The 23,418-nt window shown below is 71.5% G+C and carries 20 protein-coding genes; 9 read left to right on the forward strand and 11 right to left on the reverse strand.

The features are described from left to right. Window positions 1-2 precede the first annotated feature (2 nt). Genes ACLQ3K_RS08200 through ACLQ3K_RS08225 form a run of 6 tightly spaced genes read right to left on the reverse strand, consistent with a single transcriptional unit; the run spans window position 3 to window position 6,840 of the window. Window positions 3-2,216, reverse strand: coding sequence for an AAA family ATPase (locus ACLQ3K_RS08200; protein ID WP_425998460.1), 2,214 nt, complete (start codon window positions 2,214-2,216; stop codon window positions 3-5). A gap of 54 nt (window positions 2,217-2,270) precedes the next feature. Beyond that, window positions 2,271-3,125, reverse strand: coding sequence for a CDP-alcohol phosphatidyltransferase family protein (locus ACLQ3K_RS08205; protein WP_224645386.1), 855 nt, complete (start codon window positions 3,123-3,125; stop codon window positions 2,271-2,273). Between the two features lie 38 nt (window positions 3,126-3,163). Further along, complete coding sequence (locus tag ACLQ3K_RS08210) at window positions 3,164-3,886, reverse strand: phosphatidylserine decarboxylase (protein WP_425998462.1); 723 nt, start codon at window positions 3,884-3,886, stop codon at window positions 3,164-3,166. A gap of 59 nt (window positions 3,887-3,945) precedes the next feature. Continuing rightward, on the reverse strand, window positions 3,946-4,251 hold the full coding sequence (locus tag ACLQ3K_RS08215) for a GlsB/YeaQ/YmgE family stress response membrane protein (protein WP_374201266.1): 306 nt from the start codon (window positions 4,249-4,251) through the stop codon (window positions 3,946-3,948). Window positions 4,252-4,264: 13 nt separating this feature from the next. Next, on the reverse strand, window positions 4,265-5,470 hold the full coding sequence (glp, locus tag ACLQ3K_RS08220; protein ID WP_425998464.1) for a gephyrin-like molybdotransferase Glp: 1,206 nt from the start codon (window positions 5,468-5,470) through the stop codon (window positions 4,265-4,267). After that, window positions 5,467-6,840: a M20/M25/M40 family metallo-hydrolase gene (locus ACLQ3K_RS08225; protein ID WP_425998466.1), complete on the reverse strand. Its 1,374-nt coding sequence runs from the start codon at window positions 6,838-6,840 to the stop codon at window positions 5,467-5,469. The genes glp and ACLQ3K_RS08225 overlap by 4 nt, the downstream gene beginning before the upstream one ends. Before the next feature lie 77 nt (window positions 6,841-6,917). Between ACLQ3K_RS08225 and ACLQ3K_RS08230 the strand changes: the two genes are divergently transcribed. Both ACLQ3K_RS08230 and ACLQ3K_RS08235 read left to right on the forward strand, forming a co-directional pair. Next, a complete protein-coding gene (locus ACLQ3K_RS08230; RefSeq protein ID WP_425998468.1) occupies window positions 6,918-8,081 on the forward strand; it encodes a DUF7373 family lipoprotein in 1,164 nt (387 codons plus the stop codon). Window positions 8,082-8,089: 8 nt separating this feature from the next. Further along, the gene (locus ACLQ3K_RS08235; RefSeq protein WP_425998470.1) at window positions 8,090-9,274 is read left to right on the forward strand and encodes a DUF7373 family lipoprotein; all 1,185 of its coding nucleotides are present in this window, start codon (window positions 8,090-8,092) and stop codon (window positions 9,272-9,274) included. Window positions 9,275-9,343: 69 nt separating this feature from the next. Here the strand turns inward: ACLQ3K_RS08235 and ACLQ3K_RS08240 are convergent, their stop codons facing one another. Then, window positions 9,344-9,805: an SRPBCC family protein gene (locus tag ACLQ3K_RS08240; RefSeq protein ID WP_224645237.1), complete on the reverse strand. Its 462-nt coding sequence runs from the start codon at window positions 9,803-9,805 to the stop codon at window positions 9,344-9,346. 253 nt (window positions 9,806-10,058) lie between these two features. On the opposite strand from ACLQ3K_RS08240, the gene groL reads away from it, so the two are divergent. Next, window positions 10,059-11,681, forward strand: coding sequence for a chaperonin GroEL (gene groL, locus ACLQ3K_RS08245; RefSeq protein WP_425998472.1), 1,623 nt, complete (start codon window positions 10,059-10,061; stop codon window positions 11,679-11,681). 155 nt (window positions 11,682-11,836) lie between these two features. On the opposite strand, the gene ACLQ3K_RS08250 is transcribed toward groL, so the two are convergent. Then, window positions 11,837-12,658 carry a helix-turn-helix transcriptional regulator gene (locus tag ACLQ3K_RS08250; RefSeq protein ID WP_425998474.1) on the reverse strand — a complete coding sequence of 274 codons (822 nt, stop codon included), beginning with the start codon at window positions 12,656-12,658 and terminating at the stop codon, window positions 11,837-11,839. Between the two features lie 102 nt (window positions 12,659-12,760). Between ACLQ3K_RS08250 and ACLQ3K_RS08255 the strand changes: the two genes are divergently transcribed. The 4 genes from ACLQ3K_RS08255 (at window position 12,761) to ACLQ3K_RS08270 (ending at window position 16,644) form a co-directional block, all read left to right on the forward strand. Then, the gene (locus tag ACLQ3K_RS08255) at window positions 12,761-13,498 is read left to right on the forward strand and encodes an SDR family oxidoreductase (RefSeq protein WP_425998476.1); all 738 of its coding nucleotides are present in this window, start codon (window positions 12,761-12,763) and stop codon (window positions 13,496-13,498) included. A gap of 73 nt (window positions 13,499-13,571) precedes the next feature. Next, window positions 13,572-15,497 carry a molecular chaperone HtpG gene (gene htpG / locus ACLQ3K_RS08260; protein WP_425998478.1) on the forward strand — a complete coding sequence of 642 codons (1,926 nt, stop codon included), beginning with the start codon at window positions 13,572-13,574 and terminating at the stop codon, window positions 15,495-15,497. A gap of 27 nt (window positions 15,498-15,524) precedes the next feature. After that, entirely contained in the window at window positions 15,525-16,091 is a 567-nt protein-coding gene (locus tag ACLQ3K_RS08265) for a hypothetical protein (RefSeq protein WP_425998480.1), read from the forward strand. Between the two features lie 40 nt (window positions 16,092-16,131). Then, a complete protein-coding gene (locus tag ACLQ3K_RS08270) occupies window positions 16,132-16,644 on the forward strand; it encodes a mycothiol transferase (RefSeq protein WP_336670978.1) in 513 nt (170 codons plus the stop codon). Here the strand turns inward: ACLQ3K_RS08270 and ACLQ3K_RS08275 are convergent. Further along, window positions 16,622-17,845, reverse strand: a complete 1,224-nt coding sequence (locus ACLQ3K_RS08275) for a helix-turn-helix domain-containing protein (RefSeq protein ID WP_425998482.1) — start codon at window positions 17,843-17,845, stop codon at window positions 16,622-16,624. The two genes, ACLQ3K_RS08270 and ACLQ3K_RS08275, sit on opposite strands and share 23 nt — an antisense overlap. A 126-nt stretch (window positions 17,846-17,971) precedes the next feature. Here ACLQ3K_RS08275 and ACLQ3K_RS08280 point away from each other — a divergent pair, with 126 nt between their 5' ends. Continuing rightward, on the forward strand, window positions 17,972-19,927 hold the full coding sequence (locus tag ACLQ3K_RS08280; RefSeq protein ID WP_425998484.1) for a GMC family oxidoreductase N-terminal domain-containing protein: 1,956 nt from the start codon (window positions 17,972-17,974) through the stop codon (window positions 19,925-19,927). An 88-nt stretch (window positions 19,928-20,015) separates the two neighbouring features. Here ACLQ3K_RS08280 and ACLQ3K_RS08285 read toward each other — a convergent pair whose 3' ends face one another. Next, a complete protein-coding gene (locus ACLQ3K_RS08285; protein ID WP_425998486.1) occupies window positions 20,016-20,942 on the reverse strand; it encodes an LLM class F420-dependent oxidoreductase in 927 nt (308 codons plus the stop codon). Between the two features lie 17 nt (window positions 20,943-20,959). Next, window positions 20,960-22,243: a hypothetical protein gene (locus tag ACLQ3K_RS08290; RefSeq protein ID WP_425998488.1), complete on the reverse strand. Its 1,284-nt coding sequence runs from the start codon at window positions 22,241-22,243 to the stop codon at window positions 20,960-20,962. 125 nt (window positions 22,244-22,368) lie between these two features. On the opposite strand from ACLQ3K_RS08290, the gene ACLQ3K_RS08295 reads away from it, so the two are divergent. Beyond that, window positions 22,369-23,355: a Fe2+-enterobactin ABC transporter substrate-binding protein gene (locus ACLQ3K_RS08295; protein WP_425998490.1), complete on the forward strand. Its 987-nt coding sequence runs from the start codon at window positions 22,369-22,371 to the stop codon at window positions 23,353-23,355. Window positions 23,356-23,418 lie beyond the last annotated feature (63 nt).

A 23,418-nucleotide genomic window follows, 5' to 3' on the forward strand; every position in this document is an offset into this window, starting at 1 on the left:
GTCTACGTCGCCCGACGGTCCGCGTACGCCTGCAGGTCCGCGACCTGCACCGGGTCCAGCGACGGCCGCACCGCCAGCCGCGCGGCCTCCACATCCGCCGCGGTGACCGTGGCCGCGTCCATGTCGCGCCGCATCGCGGTGAGCGCGGCCTCGCGCAGCAGGGCGCTGCAGTCGGCGGCGGAGTAGCCGTCCAGCTGCTCGGCCAGCGCCGGGAGGTCCACGTCGTCGGCCAGCGGGATGGAGCGCGAGCTAGTCTTGAGGATCTCCGCGCGGGCCTCGGCGTCCGGCGGCGGCACGAAGATCAGCCGCTCCAACCGGCCCGGACGCAGCAGCGCGGGATCCACGAGGTCGGGGCGGTTCGTCGCGCCCAGGACCACCACGTCCCGCAGGGGCTCCGCACCGTCGAGCTCGGTGAGCAGCGCGGCGACCACCTTGTCGCCGACGCCCGAATCGCTCGACTGCCCGCGCCGCGGCGCGAGCGCGTCCACCTCGTCGAGGAAGATCAACGACGGCGCGCTGCCCCGCGCCCGCGCGAACAGGTCGCGGACGGCCTTCTCCGATTCGCCGACCCACTTGTTCATCAGCTCCGCGCCTTTGACCGCGTGCACCGACAGCTGCCCGGACGCCGCGAGCGCGCGGACCACGAAGGTCTTGCCGCAGCCGGGCGGGCCGTAGAGCAGCACGCCGCGCGGCGGCTCCACGCCGAGCCGCGCGAAGGTGTCCGGGTGACGCAGCGGCCACAGCACCGTCTCGGTGAGGGCCTGCTTGGTCTCGACCATGTCGCCCACGTCGTCGAGGGTGATCGACCCGACGGACACCTCCTCGGTGGCGGACCGCGACACGGGCCGGATCACGCCGAGCGCCCCGAGCAGGTCCGGCTGGGTGATGGCGATCCGCTCGTCGGTGCCGACCACCCGCGCCGCGGCGCGCAGCGCGCCCTCCCGGCACAGCGCCGCGAGGTCGGCGGCGACGAAGCCCGGGGCCCGCAGCGCGACCTCGTGCAGGTCCAGGTCCAGGGTCGGCGCGTCGCGCAGCAGCAGGTCCAGCAGCTGCTCGCGCTGCTTCGCGTCCGGGAGGTCGACGGCGACCGTCCGCTCGGCGAGGTCGGGCTCGCGCAGCCGTGAGTCCAGCTCGCCCGGCGCGGAGGTGGTGGCGAGCAACGCGACCCGCGGCGTCCCGACGGCGCGACGCAGCTCGTCGAGGATCATCGTCGAGACGGGCTCGCGGGTCGCGGGCAGCAGCGCCTCCACGTCGCGGACCAGCAGCGCCGCGCCCGAACCGTTCACCGCCTCCCGGACGCGCGCCACCGCGGAGCGCACGCGCTCGAGCCGCGCCTGCGGCTCCAGGGCGCCGGTCAGCGCACCGTCGAGCTCGACGATCGGCCGCGGCGCCACGACGGACCGGGCCACGGTGGCCTTGCCGCCGCCCGTGGGGCCGGTGATGAGCACGCCGAGCCGGGCGGGCGCGCCCAGCTTCTCCAACAGCTCGGGCTCGTCGAGCGCGAGGGACAGCCACTCGGTGAGGCGGCGGACCGCGCCGTCGGCCCCGACCAGGTCGGCGACGGGGCGGACGGCCGGCGTCTCGACGTCCGGGACCTCCTCCGTGAAGGTCACGACCTCGGTGGCGGACGATGCGACGGCCGGCGCGGCCGGAGCGCCGGAATCGTCGGCCCACAGCACCGCGGAGTTCGGCTGGATCGACACCGGCCCCGGCGACGGGTCGACGGAGACCACGGTGAGCAGCTCGTTCGTCCACGTGATCCCGACCAGCCGCGACAGCTGCTGCACCGCCTCCGCGGTCGACGTGCCCGGCCCCAGGTCGCGGGGCAGCAGCGAGACGCTGTCGCCGGGCATCATCACCTTGCCGAGCAACGCCTGCCGTAGCGCCGCGCCGTCGAGGGCGTTGCGGGTGAGTGCGCTGCCGCGCAGGAGGACCCGCTTCGCGCCGTAGACCGTGGCGGGCGTGATCACGACGGTCGCGTCCTCGCGGAGGCCGCAGTTGGTGATCGTCAGCTCGTCCAGCAGCGCGACGCCGGGAGCGCTGCCCGCCGGCGCCGCCGCCACGACCGCGGCGGTGCGGCGCGCGCCGAGCAGCTCGATCCCGTCCCACTCGCGCAGGCCGAGCGCCGCGAGGGCCTCGGGGTGGATCCGGACGATGCCCCGTCGCGCCTCGAGGGCCGAGGTCTGCAGGCGGACGGTGAGCGAGAGGTTCGACACGCGATCCACCCTAGTTCGCGTCGCCGGACGGCGGCGGGCCGCGACGCGACCGGTTCAGTCCTCGCGCGTCGGGCGGCGCAGGCCCAGGCGGGCGGTGGAGCGCCGGGGACCGCGGCCGGCGGTGGCGGCGCGACGGTGCGGGCGCACCGCGCGGCGCTGCTCGCGGCGCATCTGCCGGCGCTCGGCGGGCTTGTTGTCCCAGGCCTCGGGGCGAGCGGTGACCCACCGCTTCGACCGCCACGCGAAGGGGATGTGCAGCAGGTACAGCGCGATCACCAGGAGCAGCGCGATGTACGGGTAGGTCAGCATCAGCGCTGCGAGGCCCGCGACGGCGACCAGCACGCCGGCGGCCTTCGCGGGCTGCACGGTCATCGTCTTGAAGCTGGAGGTGGGAATGCGGGAGACGGTGAGTGCGGCGACGAACAGCGTCCACGCCGCGACCATCGGGGTGCTGACCCACCAGCCGTCGCCCCACTCCTGCTGGGCGGCCAACGGCGCCAGGACCAGCAGCGCGCCGGCGGGCGCGGGCACGCCGACGAAGAAGTCCTTGGTGTACGCGGGCGCCGTCGGGTCGGCGGCGAGGGTGTTGAACCGGGCCAGCCGGAGCACCATCGCGACGACGTAGAGCAGCGCGACGATCCACCCGGCGGGCGAGCCGGGGAAGCACACGAAGTACAGGATCAGCGCGGGCGTGACGCCGAAGTTGATGGCGTCCGCGAGGGAGTCCAGCTCGGCGCCGATCCGGGTGGAGGCGCCCAGCAGCCGCGCGACGCGGCCGTCGAGCCCGTCGAGGATCGCGGCGACGACGACCAGCATGATCGCCAGATCGACCTTGCCGTCCGCCGCGAACCGCACGCCCGTCAGGCCCGCGCACAGCGCGGCCACCGTCAGCATCGACGGCAGGATCATGACCCCGACGGGGCGGTGCGGCGCGGTGGACGAGTCGGTCACGGCAGGCGCGCGATCACGGTCTCGGCCGCCACCGCGCGCTGGCCGCTGTAGACGGTCAGCTCGGTGCCGGCGGGGAAGTACGTGTCGACGCGGGAGCCGAAGCGGATGATCCCGTAGGTTTCGCCCAGCTCCAGGGTGTCGCCGGGGGCGCAGTCGGTGCGGATACGCCGCGCCACGAGGCCGGCGATCTGCACGACGCCCACGGGGCCGTGCTCGGTGGCGAGGCGCACCGAGTTCCGCTCGTTCCGGTCGCTGGCCTCGGGGAGGTCGGCGGGCAGGAACTTGCCGTCGGTGTGCACCACGGAGTCGACGACGCCGGCCAGCGGCGCGCGCTGCACGTGCGCGTCGAAGACCGACAGGAAGATCGACACGCGGGGCAGCGGCGCGTCGCCGAGGCCCAGCTCGCGGGGCGGGATGTGCTCGTCGACGAGGGTCACCTCGCCGTCGGCGGGGGCCACGGCGATGCCCTCGGTCTCCGGAACCACGCGGGCGGGGTGCCGGAAGAAGCCGGCGCACGCGGCCGCGGTGAGCAGGGCGGGAACCCGGATCCAGCTCTTGCGGTAGCCCGCCGCGGCGACCCCGAGGGAACCCGCGATGAACGGGGTCCCCGCGGGGTGCAGCGGAGGAACGGTGTGCCGGATGAGCTCGGTGATGTGCTCGATGCCGGAGGTGTGCTCGGTCAGATGGCCGTCGACCGGCGTGCGAGGTCGGCGTGCCACCTAATCGTCCTTACTGTTCGCTGTCATATCGGGTGACATCTTCTCACCCGAGGGTGTGATCACTTGCGTCCGGTGACCAGCTTCACTGCTCCGATCACCACGCAGGCGCCGACGAGCGCGGTGACGAAGGTGAGGACCCAACCGAAGGTCCCGGTGTCGACGCCGGCCAGGCGTAGCACGTAGCCGCCGAGCCAGCCGCCGATGATGCCCGCGAGGACGTTCTTGATGATGCCCATCTGGCCGTCGGACTTCATGATCTTGCTGGCGATCCAGCCGGCGAGGCCGCCGATGATGATCCACGCGAACCAGCCGGGGCTGAAGTTGGCCGATGCGAGCATGACGGTGTCTGCGTACTGCGCGACCATGAGAATCTCCTCGTTAGTGGGTCAAGAGGATCAGTTCCACCGGGGTTCCCGCGGCCAGATGCTCGACCTCGGCGGGGACGTCCAGCAGGCAATCCGCCTGTGACAGCCATCGTAGGTAGTGCGAACCCGGCCCGCCGAGAACCGAGACCGAATCGGTACCGTCGTCGTTCCTCGTGAGGAGTCCGCGCAGGTACTGGCGCTTCCCGGGGATCGAGTCGACGGGCTCGGCGAGCCTCGCGACGCGACGGGCGCGGTCGGGCAGTCCCAGGGCGGCCCGCAGCGCCGGCCGCAGGAAGACCTCGAAGGAGACGAGCGCGCTCACCGGGTTCCCGGGGAAGGTCACGAACTTCACTCGCACGCCGCCCAGGTCGACGGTGCCGGAGCCCTGCGGCATGCCGGGCTGCATCGCGACCTTGACGAAGTCGACGCCCCGCGACGCGAGGGCGTCCTTGACCACCTCGAACGCGCCGGCGCTGACGCCGCCGCTGGTGACGACCAGGTCGACGCCGCCCGCGGAGATCCGCTCGGCGAGCCGGGCGAGGAAGGCATCGGCGTCGTCCGCCACGAACCGCACGACCTCCGCGGTGGCCCCGGCCTCGCGGATCGCGCTCGCCAGCATCGGGGCGTTCGACTCGTAGATCTGCCCGGGCCGCAGCGGCGTGCCCGGCTCCACCAGCTCGGATCCGGTGGACAGCACGGCGACGTGGGGCGGGGCCAGCACGGGCACCGTCGTCAGGCCCAGGGCCGCCGCGAACCCGACGACGGCGGGCCCGACGGTCTCGCCGCCGCGCAGCGCGGTCTCCCCGGCCTCGATGTCGCTGCCGGCGGCGCGGAAGAACCGTCCGGGCTCGGGCGCCTCGTCGATCCGGACGCGTTCGACGCCGCCGTCCGTCCGCTCGACGGGGACGATGGCGTCGGCACCGTCGGGCACGGGGGCGCCGGTCATGATGCGACACGCGGCCCCCGGCGGGAGCGCGGGCACGTCGGTGCGGCCGGCGGGCACGTCGAAGGCGACGGGCAGCACGGCGCCCGCGACGGCGTCGGCGGCGCGGACCGCGTAGCCGTCCATCGCGGAGTTGGTGAACGGCGGCAGCGAGAGCGGCGCGGGCACGTCGCGGGCCAGGACGAGGCCCAGGGCGTCCGCCACCGGCAGGTCGACGGTCCGCGGTGCGGGGACCAGCGCGGCGACCGCGGCGCGGTGCTCGTCGACGGGCCTCACGCGCCGGCCAGCCGGGTGAGCAGCAGCGCCTCGGCCAGCGCGGTGCGCCGCAGCTCGGACGGGTCGACGGACTCGTTGGGCGCGTGGATGCGGCACTGCGGCTCCTCGACGCCGAGCAGCGCGATCTCGGCCGTCGGGGCGGCCTTGCGCAGCTGGGTGCACAGCGGGATCGAGCCGCCCTGGCCGCTGAAGGCGACCTCGGCACCGTCGTACGCCTCGACGAGGGCCTCCTGCAGCACCCGGTAGGCGGGGCCGGTGGTCTCGGCGGCGAAGGGCTCGCCCACGGATTCGACGACCGCGTCGACGTGCGCGCCCCACGGGGCGTGGTTGGTCAGGTGCGCGACGAGCAGCTCGCCGGCGTGGTGCGGGTCGGTGCCCGGCGGCACCCGCAGGTTCAGCAGGGCCGCGGCGCGGGGCTGGATCGCGGCGGCGGCGGTCGCCGTCGCGGGGGCGTCGAGGCCGATGACGGTGACCGCGGGCCGCGCCCACAGCTGGTCGGCGATGGCGCCGGAGCCGAGGATCGCGGCGTCGTCGTAGATCGCGGCGTCGGCGGCGAACTGCGCCGGCTCGTAGGGCTCGCCGGCCCAGCGCGCGGAGCTGTCGAGCCCGTCGATCGTGGTGTTGCCGAAGCCGTCCCGCAGCGTCGCGAGCAGCGCGATGAGGGCGGCGATCGCGTCGGGGGCGGCGCCGCCGAAGGCGCCGGAGTGCAGGTCGGAAGTGCCGGTGCTGAGCTCGACCCGCACGCTCGCGACGCCGCGCAAGGAGGTGGTGAGGGTCGGGCGGCCGACGGCGACGTTGCCGGTGTCGCCGATGACGATGAGGTCGGCCTGCGCCAGCTCGGGGCGCTCGGCGACGAGGTCCTCGAGGCCCGCGCCGCCGCCCTCCTCGGAGCCCTCGATGATGATCCGCACGCCGACCGGGAAGGCCCCGTCCTCGCCGCGGACCGCCCGCAGCGCGGTCAGGTGCGCGACGAGGTTGCCCTTGCAGTCGGCGGACCCGCGGCCGTACCAGCGGTCCGCGCCGTCGGGGCCGGGACGGGTGGTGAGGGTGAACGGATCGGACTCCCAGGCCTCACGCGGCCCGGGCGGCTGCACGTCGTGGTGGCTGTAGAGCAGCACCGTCGGGGCGCCCTCCGGCGCGGGCGTGTGCCCGACGATCGCGATCGACCCGTCGGACGTGGTGACCTGCTCGATGCCCGCGATCCCGGCCTCCGTGAAGGCCTTCGCGACCCACGCCGCCGACGCCGCGTTGGGTTCGGCGCCGAACTCGGGGGAGTCGTGCACGGACGGGTGCGCGACCAGCTCCGCCAGGTCCGACCTGGCCCTGTCCATCAGGTTCTCGACGGTGTCCTGCAGGCTGCGCGCGGTCATCGGCTCACCTTAGCGCGGCATAAGTACGCGGCAGGCCGGTCGTGGTTCACTTGTGTGAACTCTTGGAGGAGGAATCCATGCTGCGTAAGTCGCTGTGCGTGGTGGGGGCCGCGGTGCTGCTCGCGGGATGCTCGACGACGGTGCCGGGCTCGCCCGTCGCCGACCCGTCGGGGGTGCCGAAGCCGGACACGGGGTCCTACGCGACCGCGCCGCGCCAGCTCGGTGCCATGACGGAGAAGATGCACATCGCGGCGGAGGCGTTCCGGATGGTCGAGATCATCCCGTTGGCGTCGGAGGTCGACCCTGCGCTCCGGTACGGCGGGCGCCCGTCCGTGGGACGGATCGAGAGCACCGTCAAGATGGCGTTCGGTGACGGGGTCGCAACCGCGGTCGGCGGCATGGAGGTCGGCGCCTACATCTCGGCGGACGACAAGGCACCCGGGTCCGATGCCAAGTCCTCGAGGAGCCTGATCACCGGCCTGTTCCGGTTCAAGGACGAGGCCGCGGCGCGGGCGGCGGTGGCGAACCCGGCGGTCCTGTCGCCCGACAAGGCGTTCGGTTCCGAGACACCGAGGCCCAAGAAGGCGGAGACCGTACCCGGTTACTCGGAGGCGACGGCGTACTCCAAGTCCGCGGGGGACTCGACCTCACGGGTCGGGCTCCTCGCGAGCGGCCGGTACGTGATCGGCGCCTGGACGAACAGTTCCGTCGACCTGATCAAGAAGTACTTCGACCTGCAGGTCAAGTCCCTCGCCGGCTTCGTGCCGACGCCCGTCGACAAGTTCTCGACCCTCACCCGCGCGGACGAGGACCTGTTGCGGTACACGCTCGTGGAGGCGTCGCCGACGGTGTTCGAGACGACCTACTCGCCGCGGGGCTTCGCGCCGTTCGCCTCGGACACGACGGGCGCGCTGGCGGACTTCGCCGCCGCGGGCGTCGACCGGATCGCGAACGCGGACAACGTCGTCTACCGGGCGCGCGACGCCGCTGGTGCATCGCAACTCGCGGACAGATTCATCGCGGAGAACACGCGCTTCTATCCCGGAGGTGAGTCCTCCACGGTGCGGGGCGTTCCGGGAGGTCGATGCCGGTCGTTCCCGCAGTACACGGGCTCGAAGGACAAGCGGACGTACTGCGTCGTGCCGGTGGGGCGCTATCTGGCCGAGGTCAGCGACATGCAGGACGCACGGGCGAAGCAGGCTCTCGGCGCCTCGTATCTGATTCTGCAGCAGGCGAAGTGAGGATGAACATGAAGAAGTCCCTGGCGGCGCTCGCGGCGTCGGCCCTGTTCCTGGCGGGATGCTCGTCGACGGTGGCCGGCACCCCCGTCGCCGATTCGTCCGGCGTGCCCAAGCCGGAGACCGGATCGTTCGCGACCGCGTCCCGGACCATCGGCTCGACGACTCAGGCCGACGGGGAGACGCTCGAGGGATACCGGATGGCGGAGACCGTGCCGTTCATCCACGAGATCGATGCGGCCATGCATTTCCGCGGCAGTGCGCGCGCCACGTCCCGGTCGGCCATTCAGGGGATGGTCAAGGGCGTCTTCGGTCAAGCGGCGGGAGATGTACTGGGCACCAAGGCCGAGGTCGCGGCTTCGGTGGGCGCCAGTGACACGCAGCAGGGCACCAAGTACGACTCGAAGAGGAAGGAACGCGGCGAGACCGTCGTCCTGGTCCGCATGGCGAGCCCGGCCGACGCTTCGGCCGCCGTCGGCCAGGCGCTGCGGGCGCGCGAGAAGGACTCCTCCGGCGACGATCTGCCGGCGAAGGTGGAGACAAGGATTCCCGGCTACGACGCAGCCGTCGCCTACACGCAGACGTACGGCGCCCCCGTCGGCACCGCGACGGTGGGCTTCCTCGCGTACAAGCAGTACGTGATCGGCGCCTTCGGCGACCTCTCCGTGGATCAGCTGCGCACCTACTTCGACCGGCAGACCAAGGCGCTCGACGGCTTCCAGCCGACGCCGCTCGACAAGGTGAGCACACTGCAGCTCGATCCCGAGGGCGTCGCGAAGCTGACCCTCGCGCCGTCGAAGGGCGATGGCGGCTACTCCCTGCCCGCCCGGTCCGCCGTACTACGGCAGACCGACGTCTCGCGATCGGTGAAGACCTTCGCCGATGCGGGCGTCGACGTCGTCGGCATCGGTGGCAGCACCGTCTACAGGGCGAAGGACGCGAAAGGCGCGCAGCACGTCGTGGACGAGTTCACCGACGAGACCCGGAAGGCCTTCACGAAGGTCGAGGAGGAGAAGATCAAGGGCGTCCCGGGCGGGATCTGCCTGACCTTCGCCACCTACGAGGGCGCGACCTCGAGGCTCACCTGGTGCTCGGTCGCCGTCGGGCGGTACGCGGCGGAGTTCACCTCGTCGCAGCGGCAGCAGGCGGTCCAGGCCATCGGCGCCGCCTACCTGATTCTCAAGAGCGCCGCGTAGCCGCGCGGGCTTCCGCAGACGAGAAAGGGGCGCACCCACCGGGTGCGCCCCTTTCTCGATCTCGGGAGGCTACTTCGCCTCGGACTCGGTCTTGATGTGCGAGAGCGTCTGCTTCATGCCGACCAGCAGGCCGCGCTCGAAGTCCTCGTTGCCGCCGAGGAGCGCGGCGATGAGGCCGCTGCTCAGCGCGGTGGTCTTGCCGTCCTTGGCCTCGCGGCGCTCGACGACGGTGGTCTTGTCGCCGTCGGGCACCAGGGTGAAGCTCCAGGTGGTGTGGTTCTCGGCCACGCGGAACGCGACGCGCTCGTTCGGCGTGAACTCGGTGACCTGGGTGTTGGTGGGCCAGACCTTCCAGCCCTGCCGGTTGATGTTCAGCATGCGGGTGCCCACCTTGAGCGGGCCGCCGAAGACGAACACCTTCTTGCACTGCGGGCTGCGACGGCCCATCGCCTCGAGGTCGGACACGACCGACCAGACCTTCTCCACGGGCGCGTCGATCACGACGCTCGACTCCAGAACGGGGGTTGCCATGACCGGATCCTACCCAGGAGTAGGAAGGGTCCGTCCAGCCCACGGCGAACGACCTTGCACTCGACCCTGCCGAGTGCTAGAAACGACTTAGCACTCGGATTACGTGAGTGCTAGGTCGAAGAGGTGAGACCGGGCCCTGTGCGCAACCCGCGCAGGTGACACGCCGGGTCGTCCGTCGCGGGCATCGAATCGACCTAGAAGACGTGTCCAAAGTAGGGCCGAACCGGCCCCTATCTGGAGGAATCACTTCGCAATGGCCAAGATCATCGCGTTCGACGAAGAGGCCCGCCGCGGTCTCGAGCGGGGCCTGAACGCCCTCGCCGACGCCGTCAAGGTGACGCTCGGCCCCAAGGGCCGCAACGTCGTGCTGGAGAAGAAGTGGGGCGCCCCCACGATCACCAACGACGGTGTTTCCATCGCCAAGGAGATCGAGCTCGAGGATCCCTACGAGAAGATCGGCGCCGAGCTCGTCAAGGAGGTCGCCAAGAAGACCGACGACGTCGCGGGCGACGGCACCACCACCGCCACCGTTCTGGCCCAGGCGCTCGTGCGCGAGGGTCTGCGCAACGTGGCCGCGGGTGCGAACCCGCTGGGCCTCAAGCGGGGCATCGAGAAGGCCGTCGAGGCCGTCACCGAGCACCTGCTGAAGGCCGCCAAGGAGGTCGAGACCAAGGAGCAGATCGCTGCTACCGCGGGCATCTCGGCCGGCGACCCCGCCATCGGCGAGCTCATCGCCGAGGCCATGGACAAGGTCGGCAAGGAAGGCGTCATCACCGTCGAGGAGAGCAACACCTTCGGTCTCCAGCTGGAGCTCACCGAGGGCATGCGCTTCGACAAGGGCTTCATCTCGGGCTACTTCGCCACCGACGCCGAGCGTCAGGAGGCCGTGCTCGAGGACGCCTACGTGCTGCTCGTCTCGGGCAAGATCTCGACCGTCAAGGACCTGCTGCCGCTGCTGGAGAAGGTCATCCAGTCGGGCAAGCCGCTCGCGATCATCGCCGAGGACGTCGAGGGCGAGGCCCTGTCGACGCTCATCGTCAACAAGATCCGCGGCACCTTCAAGTCGGTCGCCATCAAGGCCCCCGGCTTCGGTGATCGCCGCAAGGCGATGTTGCAGGACATGGCGATCCTCACCGGCGGCCAGGTCATCTCCGAGGAGATCGGCCTGTCGCTCGACACCGCCGGCCTCGAGGTCCTGGGCCAGGCGCGCCAGGTCGTCGTGACCAAGGACGAGACCACCATCGTCGACGGTGCCGGCTCCAAGGAGCAGATCGCGGGCCGCGTCTCGCAGATCCGCGCCGAGATCGAGAACAGCGACTCGGACTACGACCGCGAGAAGCTCCAGGAGCGCCTCGCGAAGCTGGCCGGCGGCGTCGCCGTCATCAAGGCCGGTGCCGCCACCGAGGTCGAGCTCAAGGAGCGCAAGCACCGCATCGAGGATGCCGTGCGCAACGCCAAGGCCGCCGTCGAGGAGGGCATCGTCGCCGGTGGTGGCGCTGCTCTCGCGCAGTCGGGCACCGTCTTCGACACCCTCGCGCTCGAGGGTGACGAGGCCACCGGCGCGAACATCGTCAAGGTCGCGCTCGACGCCCCCGTCAAGCAGATCGCCGTCAACGCCGGCCTCGAGCCCGGCGTCGTCGCCGAGAAGGTCCGCAACTCGCCCGCCGGCACCGGCCTCAACGCCGCCACCGGCGTGTACGAGGACCTGCTGGCCGCCGGCATCAACGACCCGGTGAAGGTCACCCGCTCGGCGCTGCAGAACGCAGCCTCGATCGCGGCTCTGTTCCTCACCACCGAGGCCGTCGTCGCCGACAAGCCGGAGAAGGCCGGTGCCCCGGTCGATCCGACCGGCGGCATGGGCGGCATGGACTTCTAAGTCCTGTCACTCGGCAGGGATTTCAGGGCCCGGCATCGTCGTTTCGATGGTGCCGGGCCCTTCCCGTTTCCCGGTTTCCGAAAGTCGAGTCGTACGAGCCGCCGCGGCAGTATTCGGTGGTGATGCCCGTAGAACTCGACTTTCGAAAGCGCGGGCTAGGACGAGCGCGCGACGCGGGCGATGAGCTCGGCCAGGGTTCGTTCCGACGCAGAGCCCTGCTGCGCCTGGTACGCCACGACCAGCTGCCCCGGTGCCGCCGCCACCTCCAAGGTCGACCACTCCGGCTCGACCACACCCAGGTCCGGGTGCGCGATCACCTTGCCGCCGTTCGTCTTCGCCTGCACTTCGCCGTCACCCCACAGCCGCGCGAAGTGCGGGCTCCGCACCGAGAGTTCGCCCACCAGTGCCATCAGCCGCGGGTGCGAGGGATTCGGGCCCGACAGCGCCCGAAGATTCCCGACCGACTCCCGAGCGACGGTGTCGAAATCGAGGAAGACCTCACGGGACCGCGGATCGAGGAACAAGGACCGCACCATGTTGTCCCCCACACGGAGTCCGATCCCGCAGTGCAGCTCCTCGCCGGCGGCGTTGGTGCCGATCAGGTCCAGGAGGGAATTGGTGACGATGGTCGGGTTCGGCCACGAGTCGAGGAGGCGTCGCACGACACCGGACATCTCGTCGACCACCTCGCCTCCCCGGCCGTCGGGGAGTTCGGCCAACTGCGCGAGATGCGCCGCAGCGTCGGGGTCGAGCTGGAGGACTTCCGCGAGCGCGGCGACCACGGCGGGCGACGTCCTACGGTCCCTGCCTCTTTCCAGCCGCACGAGGTACTCGACGCTGATCCCCGCCTGCGCGGCCACCTCCTCCCGTCGCAGCCCGGGGGTTCGACGCACCCCCATGGTGCGCAGCCCGAGCGTCGCTGGGTCGACGCGCTCGCGCCGGGCGCGTAGGAATTCGCCGAGGAGGTTCACGTCCACTCGTCCCACGCTACCCATCGGCCCAGGTCCAGCCAGGTAGTGCGGCTACCCCGCAGCGTCACGGCCTGTCGTGCCCCGCCCAGACGGGGCAGCGTCATGGGCATGACCTCGTTGACTGAACGCACAGCCCTCATCACCGGCGCCGGAAGCGGCATCGGTGCTGCCACCGCCGCCGCCCTTGGCGCGGCCGGAGCGCGAACGGCGGTGATCGGCCGCCGTGCCGACCGCCTCGCCGAGGTCGCCGCCGCGACCGGCGCCGCCCACGCTGCCGCGGACGTCACGGATTGCGCGGGATTCGCCGGCGCCGTCGACCAGCTCCGCGACCGCGTTGGCCGGTTCGACCTCGTCGTCGCCAACGCCGGCGCCATGCTTCCCGCGGCGTTCGACACCGCGGCCGAGGGCGACTGGGACCGCATGGTGTCCACCAACATCACAGGCCTGCTCACCACTGTCCGCGCGACGATCGATGACCTCGTCGCTGCGGCGGAGAGCGGACCCGCCGACCTGGTCCTGGTCGGTTCCATCGGCGCGCACATGGTGCTGCCGGGCTACTCCGTCTACAACGCGACAAAGGCCGCCGTCGCGCACCTGACGAACCACCTCCGCGCGGAGTTCGGCCCCCGCGGTGTCCGAGTCCGGGTCATCGAACCCGGCATGGTCGAGTCGGAGCTCGCGGCGGGCGTCACGGACCCGCACGCCGCCGAGGCCCTAAAGCGGTACGCCGTCGAGAACCCGCCGATTCCGGCGTCCGCGATCGGCGACGCCGTTGTCTGGAGTGCATCGCTGCCCGCCGCCGTCAACGTAGCCTCGATGATCGTCCTTCCGACCGTGCAGGGGTGAGGCCGTGGTGAGCCCGTCTCACCCGGTTGGCAGAATCGATCCCAGCACCGTCCGTGATGAGAAAGGCGACGACGTGACCGCAGAGACCCTCCAGTTCCAGGCCGAGACCGATCAGCTGCTGTCGCTGATGATCCACTCCGTGTACTCGGAGAAGGACGTCTTCCTGCGCGAGCTGATCTCCAACGCCTCGGACGCCTTGGACAAGCTGCGGCTGGAGGCATACCAGGACAAGGACCTCGAGGCCGACGCTTCGGACCTGCACATCGAGCTGCGCACGGACCCCGAGGCGCACACGCTCACGATCTCCGACAACGGGATCGGCATGAGCCGCGCGGACGTCGTCGACCTCATCGGCACCCTTGCCAAGTCCGGCACCGGCGAGCTCCGGCGCAAGCTCGAGGCCGCGAAGCAGGCCAAGGAGCAGGGCGCCTCCGCGGAGCTCATCGGCCAGTTCGGCATCGGCTTCTACTCGGCGTTCATGGTCGCCGACCGCGTGACCCTGGTGACCCGCAGGGCGGGCGAGGACACAGCCACCCGGTGGGAATCCGAGGGGCACGGCACGTACACCGTCACCGACCTCACCGGCGACGACGTCCCCGCGGGCCACGGCACCACCATCACGCTGCACCTGCGCGCCGCCGACGGCGACGAGAGCCTCCACGACTACACCTCCGAGCACGTGCTGCGCTCGGTCGTGCGCCGCTACAGCGACTTCATCGCCTTCCCGATCCGCCTGGCCCCCGCCCCGGTCGCCGAGGCCGACGACGCCGAGGCCGACGATGCCGAGGCGCCCGGCCCGGAGACCCTCAACTCCATGCAGGCGCTGTGGGCGCGCCCGAAGGAGGAGGTCTCCGACGAGGAGTACGCCGACTTCTACCGCCACGTCAGCCACGCCTTCGACGAGCCGCTGGAGACCATCTCGGTCCGCGCCGAGGGCACCTTCGAGTACCAGGCGCTGCTCTTCATCCCGACCATGCCGCCGTTCGACATGTTCTACCGCAACACCAAGTCCGGCCCCGCGCTGTACGTCAAGCGCGTCTTCATCATGGACCACTGCGAGGCCCTGCTGCCGCCGTACCTGCGGTTCGTCGCCGGTGTCGTGGACGCGCAGGACCTGTCGCTCAACGTCTCCCGCGAGATCCTGCAGAACGACCGGCACCTGGTCATGATCCGCAAGCGCCTCGTCAAGCGGGTCCTGCAGACGGTCACCGCGCTGCGCGAGAACGAGCGGGAGAAGTACGACACCTTCTGGTCGGCGTTCGGCGCGGTCTTCAAGGAGGGCCTGCTCGACGATCAGGACAACCGCGAAACCCTGCTCAAGGCATCGTCGTTCGAGTCGACGTTCAGCGAGACCGGTACCACCGGACTCGCCGACTACGTCGCCCGCATGCCCGAGGGGCAGGACGTCGTCTACTACGCCGCCGGCGACTCCCGCGCCCGGCTGGAGTCCTCGCCGCACCTGGAGGCCTTCGCCGCCAAGGGCTTCGAGGTCCTGCTCCTCACCGATCAGGTCGACGAGCTGTGGACCACCGGCGCCGAGTTCGACGGTAAGCGGTTCGTCTCCGTCGCCAAGGGTGAGGCCGACCTCGGCGACGACGTGCCGGAGACGGAGGGCTTCGAGCAGCTGACGGAATGGCTGGCGACGACTCTTGACGAGGACGTGGCCGGCGTGCGCCTCACGTCGCGCCTCACGACCTCGGCGGCCTGCCTGGTCGGCGGCGAGTTCGACCTCACCCCGCAGCTCGAGCAGATGTACCGGGCGAGCGGCCAGGAGGTGCCCCGCACGCGTCGCACGCTGGAGCTGAATCCGGAGAACGAGCTCGTCAAGAGCCTGCGCGACCGGGTCGCCGCCGCGGAGGCGCCCGCCGAGGACGAGGCGCTCACCGATGCCGCCGAGATCCTCTACGGCACAGCCCTCCTCGCGGAGGGCGGCTCGGTCGCCGATCCCGCCGCCTTCGCCGCGGTCCTGTCTCGCCAGCTCGGCCGCAGCCTGGGCTGATGGACGGGGGCGGGTCGCTGCGCAGGTGTGCCGCCTTCAGCCCGGCGCAAGTATCGCGAAAGACGTTCCCGGCACTCTGTCCTCGACGCGCCGATCGGCGCCGAGGACGAAGGAGTGGATGTGGCGTTTCCAGCGGTGCCTGCGCAGGGGTGGATCCGTTTGATCTGCGTGCCGGGTGACTCGGCGAACGCGTTCATCAAGTACGAGCACGGCGTGAACGTCAGCGCCTTCGTCGACAGCGTCGCCCGGATGTCGAACTGGGGCGAGAGCTTCCTTCCCGTCACCCCTGGGGACCGCGTACTCAGCGTTCAGTTGGGTGCCTTCGGGAGTTTCGGCGGCACTCCCGGCAGCGCGGTGCTCAACACGCAGTTCGGCACCGCGAGCATCCCGCTCAGGGTGGCCGCAGGACAGACGGTCACCGTCTTCTACGCCGCCCCGAACGGTATCGGGACGCCCGGGCGCTTCAGCTTCACTCCGCCGCCCCCACCGCCGGTCAACGGCGTCAAGATCGCGCAGATCGCGATCCTGTCGCTCTGCGGCGCCTTCCTGCTCCTCATCATCGGCTTCTGTCTTCTCCTGCTCGTGGGTTCCTGATGGGCCCTGCCTGTGGCGGTAGCGGCGTACCGTCGGAGACATGGACTCAGCCGCTGCACGGGACCTGCTGATCGACGCGTTCGCCCGGATCCGCGAGCACGTGGAGGACGTCACCGAGGGACTCGACCCCGACATCGCGAACAGACGGATCGTGCCGGACGCCAACACGATCGCATGGCTCGTGTGGCACAGCGCCCGGGTGATCGACGCCCAGCTCGCGCCGATCGCCGGCGTCCCGGAGGTCTGGACCGCGAACGACTGGTACGGCCGGTTCGGCCTCGACCTGCCGCCGGAGTCGACGGGCTACGGCCACACCCGTGCCGAGGCGGCCGAGGTGCACGGCAGCGATGCGCTGCTCATCGGCTATTTCCGCGACGTCGATGCCATGGCGACCCGCTACCTCGACGGCGTCACGCCGGACGAGCTGGCCCGCGTGATCGACGCGGCCTGGGACCCGCCGGTCACCGTCGCGGTCCGCCTGGTGAGCATCGTCGACGACTGCGCCCAGCATCTCGGCGCCGCCGCGTATCTCAAGGGTGCGCTGCAGGACTGACGCCGAAGGTGCGCACCGAGTGCAGCGCCAGCTCGACGTACACGCGGCGCTCGTCGATGGGGTGCCCCAGCACCTGCTCCACCTGGCGGATCCGGTAGCGCACGGTGTTCGGGTGCAGCATCAGGGCCGCGCCGGCCGCGCGCGCGTCGCCGCCGGCGCCGAGGTAGGCGAGCGCCGTCTCGCGGAGCCTCGCCGCAGCTGCGGTGTCGGCGGCGAGGTCGCCCAGCTCGCGCTCTACCAGCGTCGACGGCCCGTCCGGCCCCGCGATGCCGTGCGCGAGGCAGGCGAGCTCCACGTCCCGGTAGGCCACGAGGCCGCGCCCCGTCCGCCGCGCGACGGTCAGCGCCGCCGCGGATTCCGCGTGGCTGCGACGGAAGCCGTCGATCCCGGGATGCGCGGTGCCGAGCGCGCAGCGCACCGTCGGCGGCAGGTCGAGAGCGCTGGGTACGCCCGATCCCGAGCTCCAGCAGCGCAGCGAGCGCGCGCCGATCCGCTGCGCCAGGCGGTGCTCGCCGCGGACCTCCCGATGCACGGCCGTCGCGGCGCGCTCGAGGAGCCGCTGCACGTCGGCGTCGGCCACGGCCTCGTCCACCCACAGCGTGTAGGCGGTGTGCGCCGCCGCGACGGGGTAGTTCAGGGCGGCGGTCGCCTCCGCGGGATCGACGTCCTGCCCGGCCAGCACCGCGTCGACGGTGGCGGCTTGCCGTGCCAGGGCGCCCCGCTGCCACTGCTCGCGCTCGGCGACGAAGGTGCCGATCATCTCCTCGATCGAGGCGTCGAGCCACTGGGTCACGCGCGGCCAGAAGTGCAGCAGCACCTGCGAGCGCACCTCGGCGTCGGCGATCTCGACGGCGGCGCGCGCGGTGAACAGGTCCCACGCCGCGTTCTGCCCCACCCGGTACACCGCGAGCAGCACGCGCAGCTCGAAGCCGCGCCGCGCCATCGTCCGCGCGAGATCGTGTGTCTCCTCGCCGGGGCGCACGACGATGGATTCGCGGGTGGCGTTGCCGAGGACGCCGCGCCAGTGCGCCCGGGTGCTGGCGTCCAGCTCGGTGCGCAGGAGCGGCTCGTCCATCTCCGGCAGCGCCGCGACGATCGCGTCGTCGACCTCGCCGACCATGGCGTCGAGGGCCTGCTCGTTCTCGCCCGCCCGCGCGAACTCCGCGAGCCACTCCCGGGCCGGCGGTGTCAGCCCCGCCACGACGGCCCGTTTTGTTCCGGCGGACAAATGTCGTCGCGAATCTTGCTCATGACGCCAAGACTATGACGCGCATCACAGTGAGTATTGGAACTCCCGAACAATGTCGCACACCCAGGGAGCACCGAGATGACCTTCGCCTTCGATCCTCGCCAACGCGCCGCACTCACCGCCGTTGTCGACACCTTCGTCGCGTCGGTGCCCCGCGACGACGACCCGACCGGCTTCTGGGCGGTGAAGGGCAGCGACCTCCTGGTCGACGCCGCCGTGGAGGAGTACCTGCTCGGGCACATGTCCGGCGAGCAGCTCGCCGGTCTGGCCGGACTGCTCGGTGCCGCCGCGGACGCCGGGCTGGCCGAGGGCGAACAGGACGCCCGTGAGGCGATCCTCGCGGGTCTGGCGGCGTCGGGGGCCGAGGCGGCGCTGGCGATCGCGAGCCTGTGCCAGCTGTCGACGATGATCGCTTACGGCCTCATGGACGAGCAGGGCCGCAACCCGCTGTGGGCGGGAATGGGCTACCCGGGACCGGTCTCCGCGCCGCCGGCGACGCCCAAGACCATCACCGCGATCACCCCGCCTGCGGACGAGACCCTCGCCGCGGACGTGGTGATCGTCGGGAGCGGCAGCGGCGGCGGGGTCGCCGCCGCGATCCTGGCGCAGGCCGGTAAGCGGGTGATCGTGGTCGAGGGCGGAAGCTACCGCAACGAGGCGGATTTCGTGCAGAACGAGCTGTTCGCCTACCAGACGCTGTTCCTGCGCGGCGGCTTCTTCCCCTCCGCGGACGGCATGGTGATGCTGGCCGCGGGTGGCACCGTCGGCGGCGGCAGCACCGTGAACTGGTCCAACTCGCTCAGGACCCCGGAGACGGTCCGCAAGGAGTGGGCCGGCGCGGGTCTCGACGACGCCCTCGGCCCCGAGTTCGACGAGCACCTGGACGCGGTCTTCGCGCGGATGGGCTGCAACCAGGACGTCGCGCTGCAGAACGGCCCCCACGAGCGGCTGTCCGACGGCGCCGCCGGGCTCGGCTACTCCTACAAGAAGGTCGATCTCAACGTGAACCCCGATCGGTTCGACCCGGTGCGCAGCGCGTACAGCGGCATGGGCGACCAGACCGGAGCCAAGAACGGCGCCCTGCGCACCTTCCTGCAGGACGCGTCCGACGCGGGCGCCCGGCTGCTACCGAACACTCGCGTGCAGCTGATCACCACGGCCGACGGCGCCGCCACCGGCGTCGATGCGACGTACACCGACCCGGCGACCGGCGCGCAGACCGCCGTCCGGATCGACGCGCCCACCGTCGTCGTCTCCGCCGGCAGCCTGGAATCGCCCGCGCTGCTGCTCCGCTCGGGGCTCGGCGGCCCGGCTGTCGGCACGACGCTGCGGCTGCACCCAGCGACGCTGGTGAGCGGCATCTACGACGAGCCGCAGGACCCGTGGCACGGCCCGGCGATGGCGGGCGTGATGACCGAGTTCGCCGACGCCGATTCGGGTTACGGCTTCCTCGTCGAGTGTGTGCAGCACCTGCCGGGCCTCTTCACCAGCGTCGTCCCGTGGCTCGGCGGCGCCGCGCACAAGGAGCTCACGGCGCAGTACCGCAACCGCGCCGACTGGGTGGTGCTCGTCAAGGACCGCGGCGTCGGCTCGGTGACGATCGACGAGGACGGCGAGGCCGTGCACGCCTACCCGTTCGACGACGAGCTGGACCGCAAGCACTTCCGCGAGGGCATCGCCGCCTCGATCCGGATGCAGGAGGCCGCCGGCGCGCGGCAGATCTACGTGGCCGGCCAGCGCTTCGCGCCGTGGACCCGCGGCGACGATCTCAACGCCTTCATCGCGCAGGTGAACGAGATTCCGATCGGACCCGGCGGCACCCCGGTGTTCAGCGCGCACCAGATGTGCAGCGCCCCGCTCGGCGCGGATCCCGTCACGTCCGTGGCGAATCCGTCGGGCGAGCTGCACGACACCCGCGGCGTGTGGATCGCCGACGCCAGCGGCATGCCCACCTGCTCCGGCGTGAACCCGATGATCACCACGATGGCGCTCGCGCGCCGCACCGCGACCAACCTCCTGGCCGCCGGCGCCTGACCTGCGTACAGAAACCGGCCCTCAGCTCGTCCTCGACGGAAATACTTCCGCGCGACCGAGCTGAGGGCCGGTTTCGGTGGCGTAGCGGCTACAGGTCGGCGACCTGCGGCAGCACCTCGGCGCCGATCCACTCGACGTGGTCGAGGTCGCTCTGGTCCAGCACCTGCAGGTACACCCGCGAGGCGCCGGCCTCGGCGAAGGTGCCCAGCTTGTCGACGATCTCGCCGGCGGAGCCGGTGAGCCCGTTCTCCCGCAGCTCGGGCAGCTCGCGGCCGATGGTCGCGGCCCGCCGCGCGACGGTCGCCTCGTCCGAACCGCCGCACACCACCTGCGCGGCGGACTTGATGATCGACTGCGGGTCGCGCCCCGCGGCGACGGCGTCGGCGTCGACCCGGGCCCACACCGCGGCGGCCTCGGCGACGGGCACGAAGGGCGTGTTGTACTCGTCGGCGAAGCGCGCGGCCAGGGCGGCGCTGCGCTTCTTGCCGGCGCCGCCGAGCACGATCGGCACGTGCTTCTGCGCGGGCTTGGGCAGCGCGGGGGAGTCGGTGAGCGAGAAGTGCTCGCCGCGGAAGGTGTAGGGGCCCTGCGCCTCCCACAGGCCGGTCACGATCTCGAGGGTCTCCTCGAAGCGGTCGAAGCGCTCCTTCACGTCGGGGAAGGGGATCGCGTACGCGGCGTGCTCCTCCGCGAACCAACCGGCGCCCAGGCCCAGCTCCACGCGCCCGCCCGACATCTCGTCGACCTGCGCGACCGAGATCGCCAGCGGTCCGGGGAACCGGAACGTGGCGGAGGTGACCAGCGTGCCGAGGCGGATGGTGGAGGTCTCACGGCCGATCGCGCCGAGGGTGATCCACGAATCGGTGGGGCCGGGCGCCCCGTCGACGTTCATCGCCACGTAGTGATCCGACCGGAAGAAGGCCCCGAATCCGGTCTCCTCCGCGGTCCGCGCGACGGCGAGCTGGTCGGCGTAGGTGGCTCCCTGCTGGGGTTCGACGAAGATGCGTAGCTCCATGGAAGACCACTGTGCCACTAGAGCCGAGGGCGCGTGCGATCGAAGGGGGCCTGCACGAAGCGGATGTCGTGATGCCGTTCCAGGGAGCGCCGCTCGTACCGCGCGTCGAGCCGCCGTCCGTCGACGGTGCCGGACAGCCGCAGCCCGTCGGGCACCGTCGTGACCTGCAGATCGACGGGCGCGGCGCCGGCGCCCCGGCGCACGGTGAACCGGTCGCCGTCGGCCCGCAGCCCCCAGGCGGTGACCGCACCGTCGGGGGTCTGCGTGACCAGGCTGTCCTGCGCCGATCCCTTCGCCGGACGGTCCGCGGTGCCGCGCAGGGTGATCGCGATCGACGTCCAGACGGGGCCCGCATCGCCCGTGGCGAGGGCGGGCGCGCCGTCGATCGTGAGGGCCGTGGCCCGCCAGACCCCGTCGCGCGGGTCGCGCGGGGTGTTCATCGTGTCCACCCGCGCCAGGTTCCCGGCGACGGTGGCGGCGATGAGGACCACGGCGAGGACGGCGGCGGCCACGGTTCCGGTGCGCCGCGCGGGCGAGGCCGTGGCGGGGAGGACGGCGCGCAGCAGCGCGCGGCGGTACGGGAACACCAGGACCAGCGCGATCACCAGGAGCTCGGCGGCGAGCAGCTTGACCGGGACGTCGTAGAACAGGTTGAGGAGAACGATCTGGGTGAGCGCGACGACCGAGAGCAGCGCCCCGGCGAGGCGGGTGCGGGGAGCGATCAGCAGCAGGCCGGCGGTGAGCTCGATCGCGCCGGTGACCACCGTGTAGGGCGTCGAGGCGGCCATGTACCCCCAGAGCAGGGAGAAGGGCTCGGTATCGCCGACGGCCTGCAGTTGGTACGCGGGCAGGTTCATGTGGCCCATCTGCGCGGGGATCACCTTGGCCAGGCCGTAGAGCAGCATCGCGACCGCGAGCACGGCGCAGGCGATCGCGCGGAGCACGCGGGCGGCGCGGTCGACGCCCGCCGCTCCCCGCGTGCCGGACCGCACGGCGAGCGCGCCCCAGACGAGGCCCGCGACGATGCCGATGACCAGTGCGCCCGCGTGGAACTGCCAGGCCCAGGCGAGATCGCTGCCGGTGGCCACGTCGACGGGGGCTGGGTCGCTGCCGGTGACCAGGGCCCCGACGGTGCCGATCGCCCGCCAGACCGGTGTGAACACCGACGCCGCGGAGACCGCGGCGAAGATCTGGGAGAGGAGGACGGCGGCCGTGAACAGGACCAGGACGAGGCCGGCGACGGCGAGCGCGACGGTGCGGGCGACCGTGCCGGCGGGGGTGGGGGACTCTGCGCGGCTCATGGCACCACCGTACCGATCAAGCTTTGGTTACCCTAACCTCATCGATGAGTGGGGCGGGGTGCCGCGTCAGCGCCTTCATATGCTTTGATAAGCCTGTCCTAAATATCCTGAGAAAGGGCTAGTTCATGGCCAAGCACGTGCGATACCTCGTCGCCATCCTGTGCGCCGTCGGCCTGGTCGCCGGCTGCGGGGGCGGTTCGACCGACTCCGGCACCGAGGCGTCCGCGACGCGCACCGTCAGCACGGTGAAGGGGGACATCACGATCCCCGTCAAGCCGAAGCGCGTCGTGCTGCTCAACTACAACCTCGCGGGCTACCTCTACGACCTGGGCCTCCCCGTGACCGCGATGGTCACCGAGTACACCGATCGTGATCCTGCGAAGGCCCAGCCCTTCGACGCGTGGAAGGACGACTTCACCAAGGCCGGCACGAAGTTCATGCACTGGCCCGCCGGTGGCTACGACATCGAGGCCATCGCGGCGGAGAAGCCCGACCTCATCGTCGGCGGCGGCCTCGGCTTCCCGTTCAAGCAGACGGGCGACGCCTACGACCGGCTCAAGGCCATCGCGCCGACGCTGGTGGTCGACAACAAGCTGGAGAGCTGGAACCAGCAGTTCGAGTTCCTGGCCAAGGCGTTCGACCAGCCGCAGGTCTACCAGGACGCCGTGAAGAAGTACGACGACCGGGTCGCACAGGTCAAGGCCGGCATCACGCCGCCCCCCGGCCCCGTGGCCTTCCTGTCGATGACCGCGCAGGGCAAGGCCTACGGCCTGATCGAGAACCGCGGCGTGCCTACCGAGTTCGCCAAGCTGGGCATCGAGGCCGCGCCGATCTTCGCGAGCGGCAAGTTCAAGCCGTACACCGCCGGTGGCGACTCCTACGAGATCACCCAGGAGGCGCTGCCCAGCACGGTGACGCAGCCCTCGGTCTTCATCGTGGGCTTCAGCGGCCAGACCTTCACCGCGGATTCGCTGCGTTCGCAGCCGGTCTACGCCTCGCTCCCGGCCTTCGCCGCGAACCGGGCCTTCGACCTGCCCTACTGGGTGCAGCGCCCCGACTTCGACAAGGCCATCGCCACGCTCGACGTCGTCGAGAAGATGTTCAAGAAGTAACGGCTCCACCCGCTCCACAACGCGAACAGCCGCGGTCCGGATATCACTCCGGCCGCGGCTGTT

It is taken from the genome of Tsukamurella sp. DT100, from assembly GCF_049844855.1.
Classification (GTDB): domain Bacteria; phylum Actinomycetota; class Actinomycetes; order Mycobacteriales; family Mycobacteriaceae; genus Tsukamurella.